Annotated in this window: 18 protein-coding genes and 1 riboswitch; of the genes, 12 read left to right on the top strand and 6 right to left on the bottom strand. The window is 59.9% G+C overall.

Going from position 1 to position 18,513, the window contains the following annotated elements; translation table 11 throughout:
• Positions 1-23 precede the first annotated feature (23 nt).
• Positions 24-1,703, top strand: coding sequence for an energy-dependent translational throttle protein EttA (gene ettA, locus ACTNBY_RS05855; protein ID WP_055251458.1), 1,680 nt, complete (start codon positions 24-26; stop codon positions 1,701-1,703).
• A 59-nt stretch (positions 1,704-1,762) separates the two neighbouring features.
• On the opposite strand, the gene ACTNBY_RS05860 is transcribed toward ettA, so the two are convergent.
• Together ACTNBY_RS05860 and ACTNBY_RS05865 are read right to left on the bottom strand one after the other, a co-directional pair.
• Complete coding sequence (locus tag ACTNBY_RS05860; protein ID WP_441063765.1) at positions 1,763-3,070, bottom strand: hypothetical protein; 1,308 nt, start codon at positions 3,068-3,070, stop codon at positions 1,763-1,765.
• A 139-nt stretch (positions 3,071-3,209) separates the two neighbouring features.
• The gene (locus ACTNBY_RS05865; protein ID WP_441063767.1) at positions 3,210-4,172 is read right to left on the bottom strand and encodes a hypothetical protein; all 963 of its coding nucleotides are present in this window, start codon (positions 4,170-4,172) and stop codon (positions 3,210-3,212) included.
• A gap of 203 nt (positions 4,173-4,375) precedes the next feature.
• Between ACTNBY_RS05865 and ACTNBY_RS05870 the strand changes: the two genes are divergently transcribed.
• The 7 genes from ACTNBY_RS05870 (at position 4,376) to ACTNBY_RS05900 (ending at position 10,894) form a co-directional block, all read left to right on the top strand.
• Entirely contained in the window at positions 4,376-6,355 is a 1,980-nt protein-coding gene (locus tag ACTNBY_RS05870) for an NAD(+) synthase (RefSeq protein ID WP_441063768.1), read from the top strand.
• A gap of 118 nt (positions 6,356-6,473) precedes the next feature.
• Positions 6,474-7,637: a pyridoxal phosphate-dependent aminotransferase gene (locus ACTNBY_RS05875; protein WP_427718501.1), complete on the top strand. Its 1,164-nt coding sequence runs from the start codon at positions 6,474-6,476 to the stop codon at positions 7,635-7,637.
• 201 nt (positions 7,638-7,838) lie between these two features.
• Positions 7,839-8,789 (top strand): L-lactate dehydrogenase, encoded by a 951-nt coding sequence (locus ACTNBY_RS05880; RefSeq protein WP_441063770.1) that lies wholly within the window; start codon positions 7,839-7,841, stop codon positions 8,787-8,789.
• Between the two features lie 172 nt (positions 8,790-8,961).
• Positions 8,962-9,966, top strand: coding sequence for a nucleoid-associated protein (locus ACTNBY_RS05885; protein ID WP_441063771.1), 1,005 nt, complete (start codon positions 8,962-8,964; stop codon positions 9,964-9,966).
• A 12-nt stretch (positions 9,967-9,978) separates the two neighbouring features.
• Positions 9,979-10,401, top strand: coding sequence for a hypothetical protein (locus ACTNBY_RS05890; RefSeq protein ID WP_441063773.1), 423 nt, complete (start codon positions 9,979-9,981; stop codon positions 10,399-10,401).
• Positions 10,398-10,742 (top strand): type II toxin-antitoxin system RelE family toxin, encoded by a 345-nt coding sequence (locus ACTNBY_RS05895; RefSeq protein ID WP_441063775.1) that lies wholly within the window; start codon positions 10,398-10,400, stop codon positions 10,740-10,742. Before ACTNBY_RS05890 ends, ACTNBY_RS05895 begins: the two co-directional genes overlap by 4 nt.
• Positions 10,739-10,894 (top strand): hypothetical protein, encoded by a 156-nt coding sequence (locus tag ACTNBY_RS05900; protein ID WP_441063776.1) that lies wholly within the window; start codon positions 10,739-10,741, stop codon positions 10,892-10,894. The genes ACTNBY_RS05895 and ACTNBY_RS05900 overlap by 4 nt, the downstream gene beginning before the upstream one ends.
• A gap of 70 nt (positions 10,895-10,964) precedes the next feature.
• Here the strand turns inward: ACTNBY_RS05900 and dapD are convergent, their stop codons facing one another.
• From dapD to dapA, 3 genes are read right to left on the bottom strand one after another with little or no spacing between them, the layout of a single operon-like run.
• Positions 10,965-11,684, bottom strand: coding sequence for a 2,3,4,5-tetrahydropyridine-2,6-dicarboxylate N-acetyltransferase (gene dapD, locus ACTNBY_RS05905; protein ID WP_154517324.1), 720 nt, complete (start codon positions 11,682-11,684; stop codon positions 10,965-10,967).
• A 39-nt stretch (positions 11,685-11,723) separates the two neighbouring features.
• Complete coding sequence (gene dapB / locus ACTNBY_RS05910) at positions 11,724-12,464, bottom strand: 4-hydroxy-tetrahydrodipicolinate reductase (RefSeq protein ID WP_441063777.1); 741 nt, start codon at positions 12,462-12,464, stop codon at positions 11,724-11,726.
• Positions 12,457-14,766 (bottom strand): 4-hydroxy-tetrahydrodipicolinate synthase, encoded by a 2,310-nt coding sequence (gene dapA / locus ACTNBY_RS05915; RefSeq protein WP_441063779.1) that lies wholly within the window; start codon positions 14,764-14,766, stop codon positions 12,457-12,459. Before dapA ends, dapB begins: the two co-directional genes overlap by 8 nt.
• A gap of 65 nt (positions 14,767-14,831) precedes the next feature.
• Positions 14,832-15,000, bottom strand: a riboswitch (Lysine riboswitch).
• Between the two features lie 144 nt (positions 15,001-15,144).
• On the opposite strand from dapA, the gene ACTNBY_RS05920 reads away from it, so the two are divergent.
• The 3 genes from ACTNBY_RS05920 to ACTNBY_RS05930 all read left to right on the top strand — a co-directional run bounded on the left by ACTNBY_RS05920 (position 15,145) and on the right by ACTNBY_RS05930 (position 17,027).
• Positions 15,145-16,332 (top strand): N-acetyldiaminopimelate deacetylase, encoded by a 1,188-nt coding sequence (locus ACTNBY_RS05920; RefSeq protein ID WP_441048599.1) that lies wholly within the window; start codon positions 15,145-15,147, stop codon positions 16,330-16,332.
• Between the two features lie 100 nt (positions 16,333-16,432).
• Positions 16,433-16,714 (top strand): type II toxin-antitoxin system RelE/ParE family toxin, encoded by a 282-nt coding sequence (locus ACTNBY_RS05925; RefSeq protein ID WP_441063780.1) that lies wholly within the window; start codon positions 16,433-16,435, stop codon positions 16,712-16,714.
• A complete protein-coding gene (locus tag ACTNBY_RS05930; RefSeq protein WP_441063782.1) occupies positions 16,686-17,027 on the top strand; it encodes a HigA family addiction module antitoxin in 342 nt (113 codons plus the stop codon). The genes ACTNBY_RS05925 and ACTNBY_RS05930 overlap by 29 nt, the downstream gene beginning before the upstream one ends.
• 416 nt (positions 17,028-17,443) lie before the next feature.
• Here ACTNBY_RS05930 and ACTNBY_RS05935 read toward each other — a convergent pair whose 3' ends face one another.
• Positions 17,444-17,737, bottom strand: coding sequence for a hypothetical protein (locus ACTNBY_RS05935; RefSeq protein WP_441040960.1), 294 nt, complete (start codon positions 17,735-17,737; stop codon positions 17,444-17,446).
• Between the two features lie 131 nt (positions 17,738-17,868).
• Here ACTNBY_RS05935 and ACTNBY_RS05940 point away from each other — a divergent pair, with 131 nt between their 5' ends.
• Positions 17,869-18,366 carry a hypothetical protein gene (locus ACTNBY_RS05940; RefSeq protein WP_441063784.1) on the top strand — a complete coding sequence of 166 codons (498 nt, stop codon included), beginning with the start codon at positions 17,869-17,871 and terminating at the stop codon, positions 18,364-18,366.
• Positions 18,367-18,513: the final 147 nt, after the last annotated feature.

Genomic DNA, 18,513 nt, shown 5'->3' on the forward strand with positions numbered 1-18,513 from the left:
GGTAGAAAGGATAAAACAGGCAAATGGCAGAGTTTATCTACCAGATGTATCAGGCTCGCAAGGCTCATGGCGACAAGGTGATCCTTGACGACGTGACCCTGAGCTTCTATCCCGGTGCCAAGATCGGCGTCGTGGGCCCTAACGGCATGGGCAAGTCGACCCTGCTCAAGATCATGGCCGGCATCGAGGAAGTCTCCAACGGCGATGCCAGACTTACCCCCGGCTACACCGTGGGTATCCTGCAGCAGGAGCCGCCGCTCGACGACGACAAGACCGTCATCGAGAACGTGCGCATGGCATTTGGCGACATGATCGCCAAGGTCGATCGCTTCAATAAGATCGGCGAGGAGATGTGCGACCCGGACTGCGACATGGATGCCCTCATGGCCGAGATGGGCAAGCTCCAGGACGAAATCGATGCCGCCGACGGCTGGGATATCGATTCCAAGCTCGGCCAGGCTATGGATGCCCTGCAGCTGCCCGATTCCGACATGCCGGTCAATGTGCTTTCCGGCGGCGAGCGCCGTCGCGTGGCCCTGTGCAAGCTGCTGCTCGAAGCTCCCGACCTGCTGCTGCTCGATGAGCCCACCAACCACCTGGACGCCGAGTCGATCCTGTGGCTCGAGCACTTCCTGCACAACTACCAGGGCGCGGTGCTTGCCGTCACACACGATCGCTACTTCCTGGATAACGTTGCCGAGTGGATCTGCGAGGTCGACCGTGGTCACCTCTATCCCTACAAAGGCAACTACTCCACGTATCTGGAGACCAAGGCCGCGCGTATCGAGGCTCAGGGCAACCGCGACGCCAAGCTCGCCAAGCGCATGGAGGCCGAGCTCGAGTGGGTGCGCTCCAGCCCCAAGGCCCGCCAGGCCAAGAACAAGGCCCGTCTGGCTCGCTATGAGGAGATGGAGGCCGAGGCCCGCGCAAGCCAGAAGCTCGACTGGACCGACATCCGCATCCCTGTGGGCCCGCGTTTGGGCAACAAGGTGCTCGAGGCCCATCACCTGCACAAGGAGTTCGACGGTCGCGTGCTCATCGACGACCTATCGTTCACCCTGCCGCGCAACGGCATCGTGGGCGTCATCGGCCCCAACGGTGTGGGCAAGACCACGCTCTTCAAGACCATCGTGGGCCTGGAGCCGCTGACTTCGGGCGAGCTCGAGGTGGGCGAGACCGTCAAGATCTCCTATGTCGATCAGAACCGCTCCGGCATCGACCCCGACAAGAACCTGTGGGAGGTCGTCTCGGACGGCCTGGACCACATGATGGTCGGCGAGACCGAGGTCCCCAGCCGCGCGTACGTGGCGAGCTTTGGCTTTAAGGGCCAGGACCAGCAGAAGCGCGCTGGCGTACTTTCCGGTGGCGAGCGCAACCGTCTGAACCTGGCGCTTACGCTCAAGCAGGGCGGCAACCTGCTGCTCCTCGACGAGCCCACGAACGACCTCGACGTCGAGACGCTGTCCTCGCTCGAGGCGGCACTGCTCGAGTTCCCGGGCTGCTCGGTGGTCATTAGCCACGACCGTATGTTCCTGGACCGCGTCGCCACGCACATTCTGGCGTGGGAGGGCACCGACGAGAATCCGGGCAACTGGTATTGGTTTGAGGGCAACTTCGAGGCCTATCAGGCCAACCGCATCGAGCGCCTGGGCGAGGACGCAGCCCAGCCGCATCGTATTCACCGCAAGCTGACGCGCGATTAGTCGAGCTCAGGTGACCTAACGAGAAAGGGACGATAACCTTGAGGGTTATCGTCCCTATTTTACTTGGTAGAAGGCTCGACTTTGTCGATGGTCCAGGTGGCTCCAAGACCGCCGGTGGTGTTGCGGCGGATGCGCACGGTGACTTCGTGGCGCTCGCCGGCCTGCGTGTAGCGCAGGGGGAAGCTTGCGCGGTTTCGCGTGGCCTCGATGGTACCGCGCTCGCGGGCGATCCAGTAGTACTCGCCGACGATGCCGAGCGTGTCGGCGCCGTAGGGGAGATAGGTCGACAGCTGGTGTAGCAACGGGCCGGGGCAGAAGACCTCGGTTGTGAAATCGACGGGGAAGTCCTCGGGGATGGTCGGTGCTGCGGGTGCGGGGGTTGGGACCGCCGCGGGTGCCGAAGCCGGTGCCGGTGCGGGAATTTGGCCGCAAGCAGCGGCGGGCACGGACTCGATGACGTGTGCGGGCTTTGGCGTCGCTTCCGGCTTGATCGTAGAATCTGCGGGCTCCACGGTGACGGGCGCGTCTGCGGCTGCGGTTTCAACCTCAACCTGCGTCGCGTTCTCGTTCTCGACGCTCGACTTTGCCTCGGCTGGCGTGGAGGCCATGGTGGTGATGCCGGCGTTTGCGTTCTCGGGGTCATAGACGACCGTGAGCGAGATGGCGGGCTGCGGCGTCTCGGGCTCTGGCGTCGACTCGGTAGCGTCTTGATCGTCGGGCTCGTCGGACTGATCGTCCTCGGCCTCGTCGCCAAAGACATCGCTGTTTTGGAACGCAGACGTCTCGGGTTGGTTGGCGGCTTCTTCGGTTGTCGACTTGGGAGCCTCGTCGAGCTCCGCAGTGGCTTCCTGCTCTGATATGACCTCGGGATCGGTCGTGGCGGCGATTTCGGTTTCGGCTCCTGCCGTTACCTCAATAGCGACTTCGATCTCTGTCTCGGGCTCGGGTTCCGGTACGGCTTCAACCATGGCTTCTGGCTCGGGACGCTTAACGTGCTTGGGGCGCACGGCCTTCAGGTCCTTCTCGCCGCGCTTTTTCTTTTTGTAGGACTGCTTGGCGCCCTTGGCAGCCTTGGGCTTGTCCTCGCCTTTGGCAAGGGCGGCATCCCAGGCCTCGTTGGCGATGACGGTGGCATACAGGCGGCCGCCTTTAAAGACGGTCAGCTTAATGCAGTCGTCGAGCTCCTCGAGCAGCTCGCGCGTGGACTCGAAGCCCAGGTCATAAGCGGCCATGTCACCAGCGGCGAGCGCCTCCTCGACCTGCGTCATAAACGTTTGCTTGCCGCACCCAATCGCATCGCGCAGCAGGCGATACAGATAGATGTGGTTGCCCAACGATAGTGTGGGCTTAACTATTGTCTTGCTCATGGCAAATCTCCTCTATACACACCAAAGCATCTTACCATCGCATGGGGCTTGCCATCTCGTCGCCCATGGCAAACGGGCGCGACCGTTTGCCGGTTCGCGCCCGTTATGCAGGTCGGTTATCTATGAGAGGCAAACGTGCTTAGTTGCCCGATGCCGTGCCTTGGCTCGAGCTGTCAGATGGCGTGCCGGACGCGGATCCGCTCGAACTGTTCGAACTGTTCGAGCTATTGGTGTTGCTGTTGTCGGTGGAGCTTGTGCCCGATGTATTGCCGCTCGTCTGGTCGCCCGTGCTCGGTTGAGAGCCGTCGGTCGTTTGGCTTGAGTCAGTCGTGCCGGATTGCGTGCCGCTGTTGTTCACAGAGGAATCGGCGTTCTGCGATTGATCGGGGGCGTTCGAGGACGAATCGGTGGATGCGGAGTCGCCCTGCGAGTCGTCCTGCTGGCTTTGCGATTGATCTGAGCTATCCGCGTCGTGCTCGGTCATGCGCGACGATAGGATTGGCTCGGGGCGCTCGCCCAGACCCTCACCGGCGGTGGTGATAAGGATGGCGCCGGCGCAGGAGATGACCGCGACGATGGCGATGGCGATCGAGAAGACGATGACCTTCTTTTGCGTCTGGCTGCGCTCTGCCGCCGCCTTGGCACGCAGACTGTTGGGGGCGACGCGCGCCGTGGTCGCGCGCCCCGCAACCTGGCGCATCTCCTGCGTAGTCGCGGCGCCGCCCAGGTGCTCCTCGGCATTAAGGTCAACGGGCTCATAAGCGCCGGCAGGGTAGTCGACGGCGGCGTGCGTACCTTTGAGGGCTTCGGCGCTGGCAGAGATAAAGTGGCGGTAGACCTGCGAGGACACAACGGTGATGACCGAGCTCACGGCGGCACCGATCACCGATCCGGCGATGCCGATCTTGGAAGCAAGTGCGACGCTCGTGGCGGCAGCTGCGGCGCCGGCGATGATTTGGGGAATGGAAATGTCGTCGAACAGGCCCTTTTTGGGCGCGATGGCCATGGTCTGTCCGATGGAATGGTTTTCGTGAACGCCGTTGTTGAGTGCGGCCGGTGTCATGACGCGCGTGCGCGGCGCGTCGGTGTACTTGGTTGTCATACGGGGCCCTCCCGGTGTAAATCTGCTTCGTTTCGTGTAGCCATCAGGGTACCCACCAGATGTGAATCGTACGTGACATTTAACAGATACCATCAACTCATCAATAGCTCACCAAATTGGTGGGATGCGGTTACACCCGGCGGTTGAACTACAATAGGGCTTGCTAATTGTTGTGAATGGCGTCTACGCACGGGAGCATTCTTATGAATCTTCACCTTTCTCAGTCTGATGGCTTTTTGCGTGTGGCGGCGGCCTCGCCGCGGATTCGCGTGGCCGATGTCGAGGGCAATGCCGAGGTTGCGCTGGCGGCTGTTCGCGAGGCGGTCGAGCGCGGTGTTCGTGCTCTGGTGCTGCCCGAGCTTAATCTGACTGGCTATACCGCGGCTGATCTGTTTCATAACCGCACATTACTGCATACCTGCGAGACTGCACTGGCACATATTCTCGATGAAACCCGCGAGCTGCCGATTGTCTTTACCATCGGTCTTCCCGTTGCGGTGGCCGAGAATATCTACAACTGTGCCGCCGTGTGCTGCGCGGGCGAGCTTTTGGGCCTCACGGCCAAGAAGTATCTGCCCAACTATGGCGAGTTCTATGAGCGCCGTTGGTTTGCTCCGGCGCCCGCCGATCCCGTGTGGGTTGAGTTTGCCGGTCAGGGTCCGGTTCCGCTGGGTTCGGGGCTTGTCTACCGCTGCTGTGATGAGGGCGTCGAGGATTTGGTACTCGGTATTGAGGTCTGCGAGGACCTGTGGGTGCCGGCGCCCCCTTCGACCGAGATGGCGCTTGCCGGTGCGACGGTGATCCTCAATCCGTCGGCCTCGGACGAGATTATCGGTAAGGCAGACTATCGCCGCAGCCTTATCTCTAACCAAAGCGCGCGCCTGTACTGTGCCTATGCCTATGCAGACGCGAGCGAGGGCGAGTCCACGACCGACATGGTCTTTGCAGGCGAGAACCTCGTCTACGAAAACGGTTCGAAGCTCGCCGCCACGAAGCTCCTCACCTGCGATATGGCGGTGGCCGATGTTGACCTCGACCGTCTGGTTGCCGAGCGCCGTCGTTCGACCACGTGGACGCGCGCGGACGATGCGCCGGAGGCCACGACCGTTGAGTTTTCGTTTGAGGGCGTGCTGGCCGAAGAACCTGTCCTGCGCGATGCGCTCGACATCGACCGTGTCTTCCCCCGCGCGCCCTTTGTGCCGGACGACCATGGTGACCTGGCCGGGCGCTGCGAGACGATCCTCAATCTGCAGACTGCCGGCCTCAAGACTCGCCTTGCCCATACGGGTACCAAGGCTGCAGTCATCGGTCTTTCGGGCGGCCTGGATTCCACGCTGGCACTGCTTGTGACCGTGCGTGCCTTCGATGCGCTGGGGCTGCCGCGCACCGGTATCACAGCCGTGTCCATGCCCGGCTTTGGCACGACACATCGCACCAAGTCGAATGCCGAGTCGCTCGCTCGCGACCTGGGTGTGAGCTTCCGCGAGGTTTCGATCCACACGGCCGTGGAGCAGCACTTCAAGGACATTGAGCACGACCCGGCAGTTCAGGACGTGACCTACGAGAACAGCCAGGCCCGCGAGCGTACGCAGATTCTGATGGATCTGGCTAACCAGGCTGGCGGTTTTGTCATCGGCACGGGCGACCTGTCGGAGCTGGCGCTTGGCTGGGCTACCTATAACGGCGACCACATGAGCATGTACGCCGTCAACGCGAGCGTGCCCAAGACGCTTGTGCGCCATCTGGTACGTTATGCCGCTGATGTCTTTGGCGGGCGTATTGCCGAGGTCTTGCTCGATATCCTCGATACGCCGGTGTCCCCCGAGCTTCTTCCGCCGACGGGCGACGGTGAGATTGCTCAGAAGACCGAGGATTTGGTGGGCCCGTACGAGCTGCACGATTACTTCCTCTATTACCTGCTGCGTTTTGGCTTTGAGCCGGGCAAGATCTACCGTATGGCGCTCAAGAGCTTTGAGGGTGTCTATGACGCCAAGACCGTCCACACGTGGTTGCGTACGTTCTATCGTCGCTTCTTTGCCCAGCAGTTTAAGCGCAGCTGTCTGCCCGATGGTCCCAAGGTGGGCTCGGTGACGCTCAGCCCGCGCGGCGATTGGCGTATGCCGAGTGACGCCAGCTCGCGTCTGTGGCTTGCGCGGATCGACGCGCTCAATCCAATTGACTAAGGTTGGCTAAATTGAACCAATACGGGGGTTGCAAGCGTTACACTTTTGCAATCTGATGGCCCGTATCGCGCGGCGCTCTTGTCGGAGCGCCGTATTTTTTATATCGAAAGGTGGCACCATGCAGGCATCGCAGCGTCTCGACCGCTTTGGCGCGGAGGTCTTCGCCTCGCTCAACAACAAACTTCTTGCGCTGAAGGCTCAGGGCAAGACCATTTACAACATGAGCGTGGGAACGCCCGACTTTAAGCCGTACGACCACGTGGTCGACGCGCTCACGCAGGCCGCCCAAAATCCCGAGATGTGGAAGTATTCCCTGCGCGACCTGCCCGAGCTTAAGCAGGCCGTGTGCGATTACTATGAGCGTCGCTTTGGCGTTTCGGGCATTACGCCGTCCATGGTGCAGTCGTGCAACGGCACGCAGGAGGGCGTGGGTCATTTGGGCCTGGCCCTGCTCGATCCGGGTGACACCATTCTGGTTCCCGATCCGTGCTATCCGGTCTTTGAGGCGGGCGCCAAGATCGCCGATGCCAAGCTCGAGTACTATCCGCTGGTGGCGGAGCACAATTACCTGCCCTATGTGGCGGGCATCGATCCCGAGGTGGCCGATCGTGCCAAGTACATGATCGTGTCGTTGCCCGCCAACCCGGTGGGCTCGGTGGGCACGCCCGAGGTCTACGAGGAGATCATCGCCTTCGCCCGCGAGCACGACCTGCTGATCGTCCATGACAACGCGTACTCCGACATCGTGTTTGACGGCGAGCCCGGCGGCAGCTTCCTGCAGTATCCCGGCGCGCTCGAGGTGGGCGTGGAATTCTTCTCGCTTTCCAAGTCGTTTAACGTCACCGGTGCGCGCATCGGCTTTTTGGTCGGCCGTGAGGATGTGGTCTCTGCCTTTGCCAAGCTGCGCAGCCAGATCGACTTTGGCATGTTCTTCCCGATTCAGAAGGCCGCCATCGCCTGCCTCAATGGTCCGCGCGATGAGGTCGAGGCGCAACGTCTGAAGTACCAGGAGCGCCGCGATGCCCTGTGCGACGGTCTTGAGGACCTGGGCTGGGAGCGTCCCAACGCGCATGGCTCTATGTTTGTGTGGGCCAAGCTTCCCGGTGGCCGCACCGATTCCATGGCGTTTTGCGAGGAGCTTATGGAGAAGGCCGGCGTTGTGGTGACGCCGGGCGCGAGCTTTGGCCCTTCGGGCGAGGGGCACGTGCGCATGGCGCTGGTCCTGCCGCCCGATCAGATCGCTTTGGCTGTCGAGGCCATCCGCGAGGCGGGCCTGTATTAGAAGACTATTTGGGCTCGTCAATAGCTCGAAACCGATTTCGTGCAGTTATTTTACGAATCCTGCAAACAATTTCGGTAAACGGTCGATTTTTGGCTGCGTATAGGAGCATAATCAAAGTCCCGATTGGATGCATTGGGATTACGTCAAGCCGCTCGGGTCGTTCCCGGGCGGCTTGTTTGTGGAGAGAGATGGGAGTTTCTAATGGTTAACGAGAAGAAGGTCGCTATTGTCGGCTGCGGTTTCGTCGGTTCGTCTTCGGCGTTCGCGCTGATGCAGAGTGGTCTGTTCTCCGAGATGGTTCTCATCGACGTGGACAAGAACCGCGCCGAGGGCGAGGCCCTGGATATTGCGCACGGCATGACGTTTGCCGAGCCGATGAAGATCTACGCCGGCGATTATTCTGATGTCGCCGACGCCGCCATGATCGTCGTCACCGCTGGCGCTGCTCAGAAGCCCGGTGAGACCCGCCTGGACCTGGTCAACAAGAACGTCAGCATCTTTAAGTCCATTATTCCCGAGATTAAGAAGTCTGGCTTCGACGGCATTCTGCTCATCGTCTCCAACCCGGTCGACGTTCTGACCTACGCCGCCATCAAGATGTCCGGTCTGCCCGAGGGCCATGTCATCGGCTCCGGTACCGTGCTCGACACCGGCCGTCTGCAGCAGATGCTCGGCGCCCACGTCGAGGTTGACCCGCGCGACGTCCAGGCCTACGTCATGGGCGAGCATGGTGACTCCGAGTTTGTCGCCTGGTCCAGCGCTCAGGTTGCCGGCGTGCCGCTGAACACCTTCTGCGAGCTTCACGGCCACCTGGAGCATGAGGTTGCCGAGAAGCGCATTGCCGAGGACGTCAAGAACTCCGCCTACACCATCATCGAGAAGAAGCACGCCACCTACTACGGTGTCGCTATGGCGGTAAAGCGTATCTGCACTGCCGTCATGCGTGACGAGCAGACCGTTCTGCCCGTCTCCTCGCTCATGGTGGGCGAGTACGGCCTGTCCGATCTGGCCATCTCCATGCCGACGGTTGTTGGTCGCGACGGTGTCGTCTGCCGCGTTCCCGTGCCGCTGAACGATGACGAGCAGCATGAGCTCACCGCCTCCGCAAAGGCCCTCAAGGACATCATCGACAGCGTCGACTTCTCCTGCTAAATCAAGCTCGCTAGAGCGAAAAGCTACAATGAAGGCGTCCGGGCCCATGTGACCCGGGCGCTTTTTTATGCATTGGGGACAGGTTTGTCTGCACCAATCTTCGATGCGCCTGGGGCGGACTCGACCGCTATACTGGTTCGTGCTAAAAGCGATCTAGAACGGAATGCCGTATATGAAAATCAATCACGCGATTCTGCATATCCTGGACTTTGACTCTGCCGTCAACGTCATGAGCCAGCGCGAGCTGGATATCGAAAGCCGTACCGTGCGCAGCTTTCTGACCACGCATCTGCGCCGCGCGCGTACCTCGGCCGACAATAAGCGCGCCACGTTTGCGGAGAACTCTGCGTTTGGCGGCGAGCTCAAGGGCTATTTCTTTGGTGAGCGTGAGTTCGTGGACTTGTCTCAGCAGATTGCGGAGTTCATCTCTTCCGAACTCACCAAGGCCGAGAAAGCCGAGTCCACCGACGTGCTTGTGGCGGACTTTGACGATGATGAAGATGCCCGCTGGTTTGCCGTGATGCTGCTGGGCTCCAAGCAGGCATTCATGCACGAGGTGGGTCGCGAAGAGGGCGAGGTTCGTAACGACATCGCGCGCCACTACGCCATTTTGCCAAACCCCTCGCAAAAGGTGCCGAGCTATGCCATCGTGCGTGCAAGCACCATGGAGATCGGCTATGTGGATAAGAAGCGCAAGATTGCCGGCGAGGATCGCATGCTTATCCCTGATGGTCTGCTGCAATGCGACACGGGCGTATCGGGCAAGGAAGTCATCGACACCGTGACGCGTGTGGTCGAGGAAGTCGCCGAAGAGCACGGCGCCAACACGGCCGTAGCGCTCGCCAAGGTTAAGGCTGCCGTTGCCGAGAAGGTTGAGGATGACGAAGAACTGCCGCCGTGGGATATCGTCGATGAGGTCTTTGAGGACGAGCCGGTCATCAAGGAGAGCGTGCGTGCGGCGCTGACCGAGGAGAAGGTGCCCGAGCGCGTGCCCGTGGAGCGCAAGCAGGTCGAGCGAGCGGCCGTACGCAATCATAAGATTCGTACCGACACGGGCATCGAGATCAGCTTCCCGGCCGAGATGGGTTCAAACTCCGAGTACATCGAGTTCGTCAACGAGCCCAACGGCCTCATCTCCATCGAGCTCAAAAACATCGGTAGCATCGAGAATCGATAAGGCTTTTAACTTTTGAATAAAAGTCTGGATTATATTTTGAAGTATACTTTGAAATATAATCCAGATTATTTTTTGGAGGTCAAAATGTCCCCACTTGTTCTGGAAAAACCGGTGTTTACAAAAGACCAGGTTGTTTCTGCTACCGAAGCAAGCAAGTCCTTATCCACCATTCGTAAACGCGCAAAACGCGCGCCTCAGTTCATTGCTGATCATAATGATATCGATACCGTGATTATCGACTATGCTGCCTATGAGGAAATGTACGGCGCGCTGCAGTATCTGCGTGAACTTGAGATAAATCGCATCGCTGCGGATCGAGTCAAGCATGGTCCGCATGAGTTTGTTCCGTTTGAGGACGCCTTAACTGCCGAGGACCTCGCGGAGCTTGAGTCGATGGATCCGGACGCGATTCCCGACGAGGACCTTTTCGAATGAGCGGGCATTTTGTTGTCGGCTTTTTGAATCGAGACGTCGAGAAGGAATATCAAAAACTAGATGGATCCCAGCGCAGGCTCGTCCGTATTGCCGTCGCAAAATTAAAGACGCGCGCTGATGAAATCGGAACGCCGCTTCACGGCGAGCTCGCCGGCTGCAAAAAGATTAAATGGCGGAATGCGGGACTCAAAATAGTTTTCCGAATCCGAGAGGACGGAATGGTTGAGATTGCCGAGATTGTAGCAATAGGGCGGCGCGATCGTTCCGAGGTCTATAAGACGGCCGTAGGGCGCCTGTCAAAGCAACCCGCCATGGTTGAATACGACGGAGCCCTGAGATGATGAAGACCGAAGCCTCGGACGAGGGCTTCGGCCTTTTTACTTGGGGCTTAATCACGTTGCAGGTTGAGCATAAGTCAGCGAAAACGACCCAGAGCGAGCAAGGTGACGTGAAAGAGGAGGGCATTGACCTTCTGGTCATGCCCGACGATTGAACGTCAGATTGCCGCTCTGGGTCGTTTGGAGCGTCGAGCCGTTACGCGGTTTGGTAAAACCGCGTAACTATTAGAGCTGGCGCAGACCTTCCTCGAGACCGGTCTTGCTGTCGGTCTTCTCGTCGCGCATCTTGATAACGCGGGCAGGGACACCGGCCACGACGGCGCCGGCGGGGACGTCCTCGACGCACACGGCGCCGGCGGCAACGACAGCACCCTTGCCCACGCGCACGCCTTCCAGGACCACAGCATTGGCGCCGATCATAACGTCGTCCTCGATGATGACGGGCGTGGCGCTGGCGGGCTCCACGACGCCTGCCAGCACGGTGCCGGCGCCGATGTGGCAGTTCTTGCCCACGGTGGCGCGACCGCCCAGCACGGCGCCCATATCGATCATGGAGCCTTCGCCAATGACGGAGCCGATGTTGATGATGGCGCCCATCATGATGACGGCACGGTCGCCGATCTCGACGCGGTCGCGGATGATCGCGCCCGGCTCGATGCGGGCGTTGATGCCCTTGAGGTCGAGCATGGGCACGGCGGAGTTGCGGCAGTCGTTCTCCACATCGTAGTAGTCGATGGAATCGACGTTGGCGTCGAGGATTGCCTTGAGCTCATCCCAGTCGCCAAAGACGGTCTTGCCACGGCGGCCGCCATAGACATGCGCATTGCCCCACTGGACCTTCATGCCCGGCTTTTCGCGCACGTACAGCTTGACGGGCGTCTTCTTGGGCGCGGTGGCGATATAGTTGATAATCTCCTGTGCATCCATTTCGGCTGCGTTGCTCATTTGCGGTCTCTCCTTTGGGTGGATCCGGTTGATACCTGGTTAGGCAAACATGACCTGGTCGAACGTATAGAAGCCGGGTTCGCGGGTGACGAGCTTCTGCGCGGCTGCCAAGGCGCCGTTGACAAAGATCTGACGACTCGTGGCGCGATGCGCGAGCGTGACCTCCTCGTCCTGGCCAAAGAAACTCACTTTGTGCACGCCGGCGACAGTGCCACCGCGCAGCGAGTGCATGCCGATCTCCTTGGGGTCGCGCGCTCCGCACATGCCCTCGCGGCCATAGACGGGGTGGTAGCCTGCCTCGGGCTCGGCTTCGACGACGGCGTCGAGCAGCAACTTGGCAGTGCCGCTGGGGGCGTCGACCTTTTGGTTGTGGTGCGTCTCGACGATTTCGCAGTCAAAGCCGGGCAGCTCTCGCGTGGCCTGTGCCACCAGATGACGCAGGGCTGCGATACCGATGGAGTAATTGCCGGAGTGCATGACGCGGGTGCTCTGACCCAGCTCGCGCAGGCGATCCATCTGCTCGGGCGTATAGCCTGTGGTGCCCGAGACCAACGCCGTGCCCGTGCGCTCGACATAGGCGACGACGGCGTCGAAGGTCGCAACGTTCGAGAAGTCGATGATGACGTCGGCTGCCGGAGCGTTCTCGAGCTCGGACAAGTCGAAGCCGATCTGGGCGACGATGTCAAAAACGGGCTCTCCGGCAGCGTCGACAATACCCTCGGCGGTAGTGCGGATGAGCGAGCCCATGCGGCCCGTTCCCATAATGACGGTCTTAATCAAGCAGACCAGCTCCCTTCAGAGCATCGGTAAGTGCGGAGCGCGTGTCGTCTGCCATGGGGCACAGCGGCATGCGGTAGTTTGCCTCGATCATACCCATCTGGGCGAGCGCTTCCTTGACGGGGATGGGGTTGACCTCGCTAAAGAGGGCATTGATGAGCGGCTGGCCGGCAATCTGGATATCGCGGGCACGTGCCACGTCACCGTCCAGATAGGCGCGGCACATGTCATGTACGAGCTGCGGCTGCACGTCGGCCCACACGCTGATGGTGCCCGAAGCACCCAGACTCATGAGCGGCACGGTGAGCGCGTCCTCGCCCGAGTACATGCGGAAGTTGTCGGACAGCAGGTGGGCGATCTTGGCAGCGTAGGCGACGTTGCCCGAGGCTTCCTTAATACCCATGATGTTGGGGTGCGCGGCCAAGCGCTCCACGTTGCGCTCGCTGATGCCGCAGCCACAGCGGCCGGGGATGTTGTACAGGATGCAGGGGATGTCTACGGCATCGGCGACGGTCTTAAAGTGCTGGTAGATACCCTCTTCGTTGGATTTGTTGTAGTAGGGGGTAATGAGCAGTAGACCGTCGGCTCCCAAGCCCTGGTAAGTGAGCGACTTGGTGAGCATGGTCTGCGTGGAGTTGGAGCCCGAGCCGGCGATGACGGGGACGCGTCCTGCAACTTGCTTGACCACCGCGGCGACAACGGAGTTGTCCTCGTCGTCGGTCATCGTGGCGCTCTCGCCGGTGGTGCCCAGGGCGAGGATGGCGTCGGTGCCATTTTGCAGGTGGAAATCGATAAGGCGCTCGAGCGCATCAAAGTCGACACTGCCGTCCTTTTTAAACGGCGTAACCAGGGCGACGATTGAGCCCTCGAGATTGCGGATGTCCATGTTCTTCTCCTTCGCTTCGGCGATCTGGATGCGCTTGTTCCATTGGGCGGCGACTGCCAGGCGCTCGTCTTGGGCGCGGCGGCGGGCACTTTCGGCGCGCGACTTGGCCAACAGTTCTCGGCCGCACGGCAGCACGTCGAGCGTGGCAAAGTAATCGCCCGGGCGCTCGGCGCGGCGGATGAGGTCGGCCGCGCCATCGGGGCGCAGCAGGACCTCGGCGGAGCGCAGCCGTCCGTTGTAGTTGTAGCCCATGGAGTAGCCATGCGCACCGGTATCGTGGATTACAAGCAGGTCGCCCATGTCGATATGCGGTAGCTCGCGATCGATGGCGAACTTATCGTTGTTCTCGCACAGATTGCCCGTGATGTCATAGGTGTTCGTGACGGGCGCTGTGCCCTTGTCGGCGCCGCCCGGCTGACCCATCACCGTAATGTGGTGGTAGGCACCATACATGGCGGGGCGGATCAAATCGACGGCGCTTGCATCGACACCGATATAGTCCTTGTAGATCTGCTTCTCGTGGATGGCCTTGGTGACCAGGCAGCCGTAGGGGCCCATCATAAAGCGGCCCATCTCGGTGTAGATTGCCACATCGCCCATGCCTGCGGGGACCAGGATCTCGTCGTATGCCGCGTGCACTCCCTCGCCGATGGCGTGAATGTCGTTGGCCTGCTGCTCGGGTAGGTAGGGGATGCCGACGCCGCCGGATAGATTGATGAAGGCGACGTGTGCGCCGGTCTCGCGCTCCAGGCGCACGGCAAGCTCAAAGAGGATGCGCGCGAGCTTGGGGTAGTAGTCGTTGGTGACGGTGTTGCTGGCAAGGAAGGCGTGGATGCCAAAGTCCTCGGCACCCTTGGTCTTGAGCATACGGAAGGCCTCGAAGAGTTGCTCGGTGGTCATGCCGTATTTGGAGTCGCCGGGGTTGTCCATGATGCCGTTGGAGAGCTGGAACAGGCCGCCCGGATTAAAGCGGCAGCTGACCGTCTTGGGGATGGGTCCCGCAACGCGCTCAAAGAACTCGATGTGGCTGATGTCGTCAAAGTTGACGATGGCACCCAGCTTGTCGGCGAGCTCAAAGTCCGCAGCCGGCGTGTCGTTGGACGAGAACATGATGTCGTGTCCCGTGATACCCAGCGAGCGGGCGATCATGAGCTCGGTATAGCTCGAGCAATCGCAGCCGCAGCCGTATTCGTTGAGAATGGAGATGAGTGCCGGGTTGGGGTTGGCCTTGACGGCAAAGTATTCCTTAAAGCCCGGGTTCCACGCAAAGGCGTCGCGCACCTCTTGCATGTTGCGGCGGATGCCCGCCTCGTCGTATAGATGAAACGGCGTGGGGAACTGCTCGACGATATGCTCGAGCGTCTCCTTGTCCACAAACGGCTGCTTGGCCGCATATGCCTCGTTGGGGGTCAATGCCATGTCCCGTAAACCTCGCTATCCAGACGGCGCCATCTGCGCATCGAATCCGCATAGCGTGGACCCAATGTCCGGATAGCGCTCCCGCATTGCTGCAGACAGTCCTGTGGGTGTTTCCCACAGGCCCACCAGGTTGTTCGTGCCCGAAAAACCCAGTTCGGCGGGTTTCGCCTCCCCGCGGGGTCAAAGCCTGCCGACTCGCCCGCGGCTCTTCGTGCCCGCGCCTCTATCAAGTGGTAAAGACCCTATCACGTTGCACTTTACCAAACAAGAGTATTCGTATATAACGTTTAAAAAATGCAGGGATATGCTGGAAACATGTGCGCCACAATCCTGTATCACAATAAGTTGCAACAAATGTGCCTCACGAAGGGATCCTCTATGACCGAGCTCCAAGAACTCCGTCGCTATCGCCGCGATCTCCATCGCATTCCGGAGCTCGATTTCGATCTTCCGCAAACCATTGCCTATATCGAGGGCGTGCTGGCACCGCTCACCTGCGAAGTGACCCATCCGTGCCCCAGCTGCGTCTGCGCTTTCTTCGACGCCGGCGTTGATGCCGCGCATGCCACGGCGATTCGCGCCGATATGGATGCGCTGCCCATTGAGGAGGCGACAGGGGCGGCCTTTGCCTCGACCCATCCCGGCAAGATGCACGCTTGCGGACATGACGGTCACATGGCCATGGCACTTGCCGCCGCGACGTATGTCGACCGTACGATTCGCGAGCAGCCGGGCGTCATGAGGCGCAACGTGCTCTTTGTGTTCCAGCCGGCCGAGGAAACGACCGGTGGTGCCAAGACGGTATGCGAGAGCGGCGTGTTCGAGCGCTATGGGGTCGACCGCATTTTTGGCTTCCATGTGTGGCCCGATCTGCCTGCCGGCACGTTGGCGAGCTGTTCCGGTCCGCTGCTGGCGCGTTCGAGCGAGACGCATATCTATATTCACGGTACGAGCATCCATATTGCTAAGACCTATGGCGTGCCGGTCGAGGAGTCGCACGATGCCGCGTTGGCGGCAGCGAAGTTTTTGGTTGCCGAGCGCGAGCTGATGGACGAGCTGGGCGGCGACGAGCCCTGTATCGGCAAGTTTGGTCTGCTGCAGGCCGGTACGGTTTGCAACGCGGTGGCGGGGGAGGCCCATGTGGCCGGAAGCCTGCGTGTGTTTACGGACGGCATGTTCGACCGGGCGCGCGAGGGCGTGCGCCGCGTGCTGGACGATGCCTGTGCCGCAACGGGCTGCACGTACGATCTCGACTTTGCCGAGGGCTATCCGCCGGTCGACAACGACTCCGAGTTGTTCGCCAGCGTCGCGCCTGCCTTGCCCGGCCTGCAGCTTGTGGAGGAGCCGCTGTTAATTGCCGAGGACTTTGCGTTCTATCAGCGCCATCTGCCGGGCGTGTTCTTCTTGCTGGGCACGGGTGTGCCGGAGGGTCAAGAAAACCCGAGCGATTCGGATGGCTGTCCCGCCTATGCCACGAGCGCCCTTCACACTGATACCATGCTCTTTGACGAGGAAATTCTGCTCAAGGGCCTCGATGTCTACAAACGATTGCTTTTGCTTGGTTAATCGGCGCGGTCGCATGTTCTAGAAAATACGAACAAATGTACGGTATAATAGAGATGTATGTCTGTAGAAACGTTTGACGTTATTAACGTAAGGCGATACTATGATTGCATCGTACAAAGATGAGGATACCGAACGTTTTGCAATGGGTGTGCGGGTCAGGAGGTTCGTGCCCTTTGAGCGGGTCGCATTGAGGAAGATTCGTCAACTGCAGGTTTGTGATTCACTTGATGACCTTCGCGTTCCTCCGGGCAATCGTCTTGAAGCGTTGAAGGGCGATCGCGCCGGCCAATATAGTATCCGTGTTAATGAGCGCTATCGGGTCTGCTTTGAGTGGAGACAGGGGATGGCTTGGAATGTCGAAATCGTCGATTATCACAAGTGATGAGACCGCGCCCGATTTGCTGTTACCGGTGACTCCTGGTGAACTTCTCAAAGAGGAATTTCTTGTTCCTATGGGCATTTCTCAATATCGTCTTGCTAAGGAGACCGGGATTCCGGCACAGCGTATTGGGCAGATTATTTTGGGGAGGCGTCGTGTTACGGCTGACACCGATCTTCGCCTTTGCCGCTACTTTGGCCTAACGGATGGTTATTGGCTGCGCGCCCAGATAGCGTTTGACCTCGAGGCGGAAAAGAGGCGCATCGAGCCGGAACTGGATAAGATCGTTCCTGTTCAGCAGGCTATCGCATTGTAGTGTTCAAAGATGTTGAGGTTGAAGTGACGATGGGGCGACGCCGACAGTCTGCCGTTTATAGTCCCGGTGGGTGTGGATGCGGCTTGTTGTTGCTTCCGGTTATTGCTGTGAGCATTGGCGTTATGTTTGCGCTTGCCGGGTTGGCGGCAGCGGCACTCGTGTTGCTGATCGTGGCCATTGGCGTGACGATTTGGCTCTGCCGCAATCGCGAGCAACGCCATGCCGACGGCAAAACCAATGTCGGCGGGGGTCGTCTTCCTGATTATTGCGTACCCGCTGAGTGTCAGCTACCTGGTGTTCTTTGTCCTGTTGATGATCAGTGCCTTTACCGGGGAATCCGTAACGGTGGGGTAGGCTTCGACGAGCTTCTTGAGGATGAAGCTAGGGGGCGGACCCTGAATGAACCGCGCCCCGCATCAACAAGTTTCATTCGTTGTGTAGCAATCCGAATGCGCAAGCGTTTGGCGCGAGAGCACCGCCGCCAGCAACACGGGGATGCAGGCCGCAATCGCCAGCCCCCATGCCAGCCCATCGCAAAAGCGCGTCAACGTCGAGCCTGACCACGGCCATTTCCTGCTCGAGTTTGTAGGCTCGCTCGATGTGAGCTCGTCGATCTTGAGCTCCATAACCGCGCGGCTGCGCGAGTTGGACTCGACCACTCCGATCGGTGTTACAGTGACGCCGATGAGCGTCACTGCAATAGACTCCACTGGATCTCCTGGCAGGACATAGGTCAACTTGCGATTGCATTATCCGCTGTGGTCACAAATCAGCTGGCAACTGAGTAATCGGCCTAAAGCACGGGGTAAAATACGCCAAAGAGGAAGGAATGGAGGCTGAAATGGAAGAGTTCGAGTTCAAGGACGAGCAGCAGGAAGAGAGCGTGAAGACAACGCTGACGGAAACCGACCTTGAGCTTGACGATGCGGAAAAGAAGCCTCTCATGCAGGCCACCCGAGAAAAGGTGGAAGCCATTCCCGATATCGTTAAGGAGCGCGCAGCGAAAGCCGTCCAATTCGTCAAAGAACATAAGAAGGGGATTGTCGCCTGGGCGGCTGCCATTGGGGCTGTCGCCTACGTTGCCAACAACTCGCATGAGAAAGATCAGCTGCTGGAAAAGAATACTCGGCTGACGGAAGAAAACGCTCAGCTGTCAGACGACCTCGTAATAGAGCGCGAGGTCTCAGACCGTTTGGCATCGCGAGTGGTGGAGCTCGAGAATCTCTGCGATGAGAAAGACGACTATTTCCAAGAGACGATTTCGGACGGACTGCGTCATGGAAGTTCCCTCGCCGGAAAGCACATGGCCGACCGAAGGCAATATCTCAATGAGGGGTAGGCCGGTTCTTGCTACGCGCCATTACGCCCAACGCCTAGCCTGCAACGCTGGGGCGGCGCACTCATTCCTGGCAGCAGCGCAGGAAAGACGTCTGCGCAGCCGTCAGGGGTGCTATTTGGTTCAGTTCCAAGCCTCATCCAGCCGTCA

It is taken from the genome of Collinsella sp. HCP28S3_E12, from assembly GCF_052065595.1.
Classification (GTDB): Bacteria; Actinomycetota; Coriobacteriia; order Coriobacteriales; family Coriobacteriaceae; genus Collinsella.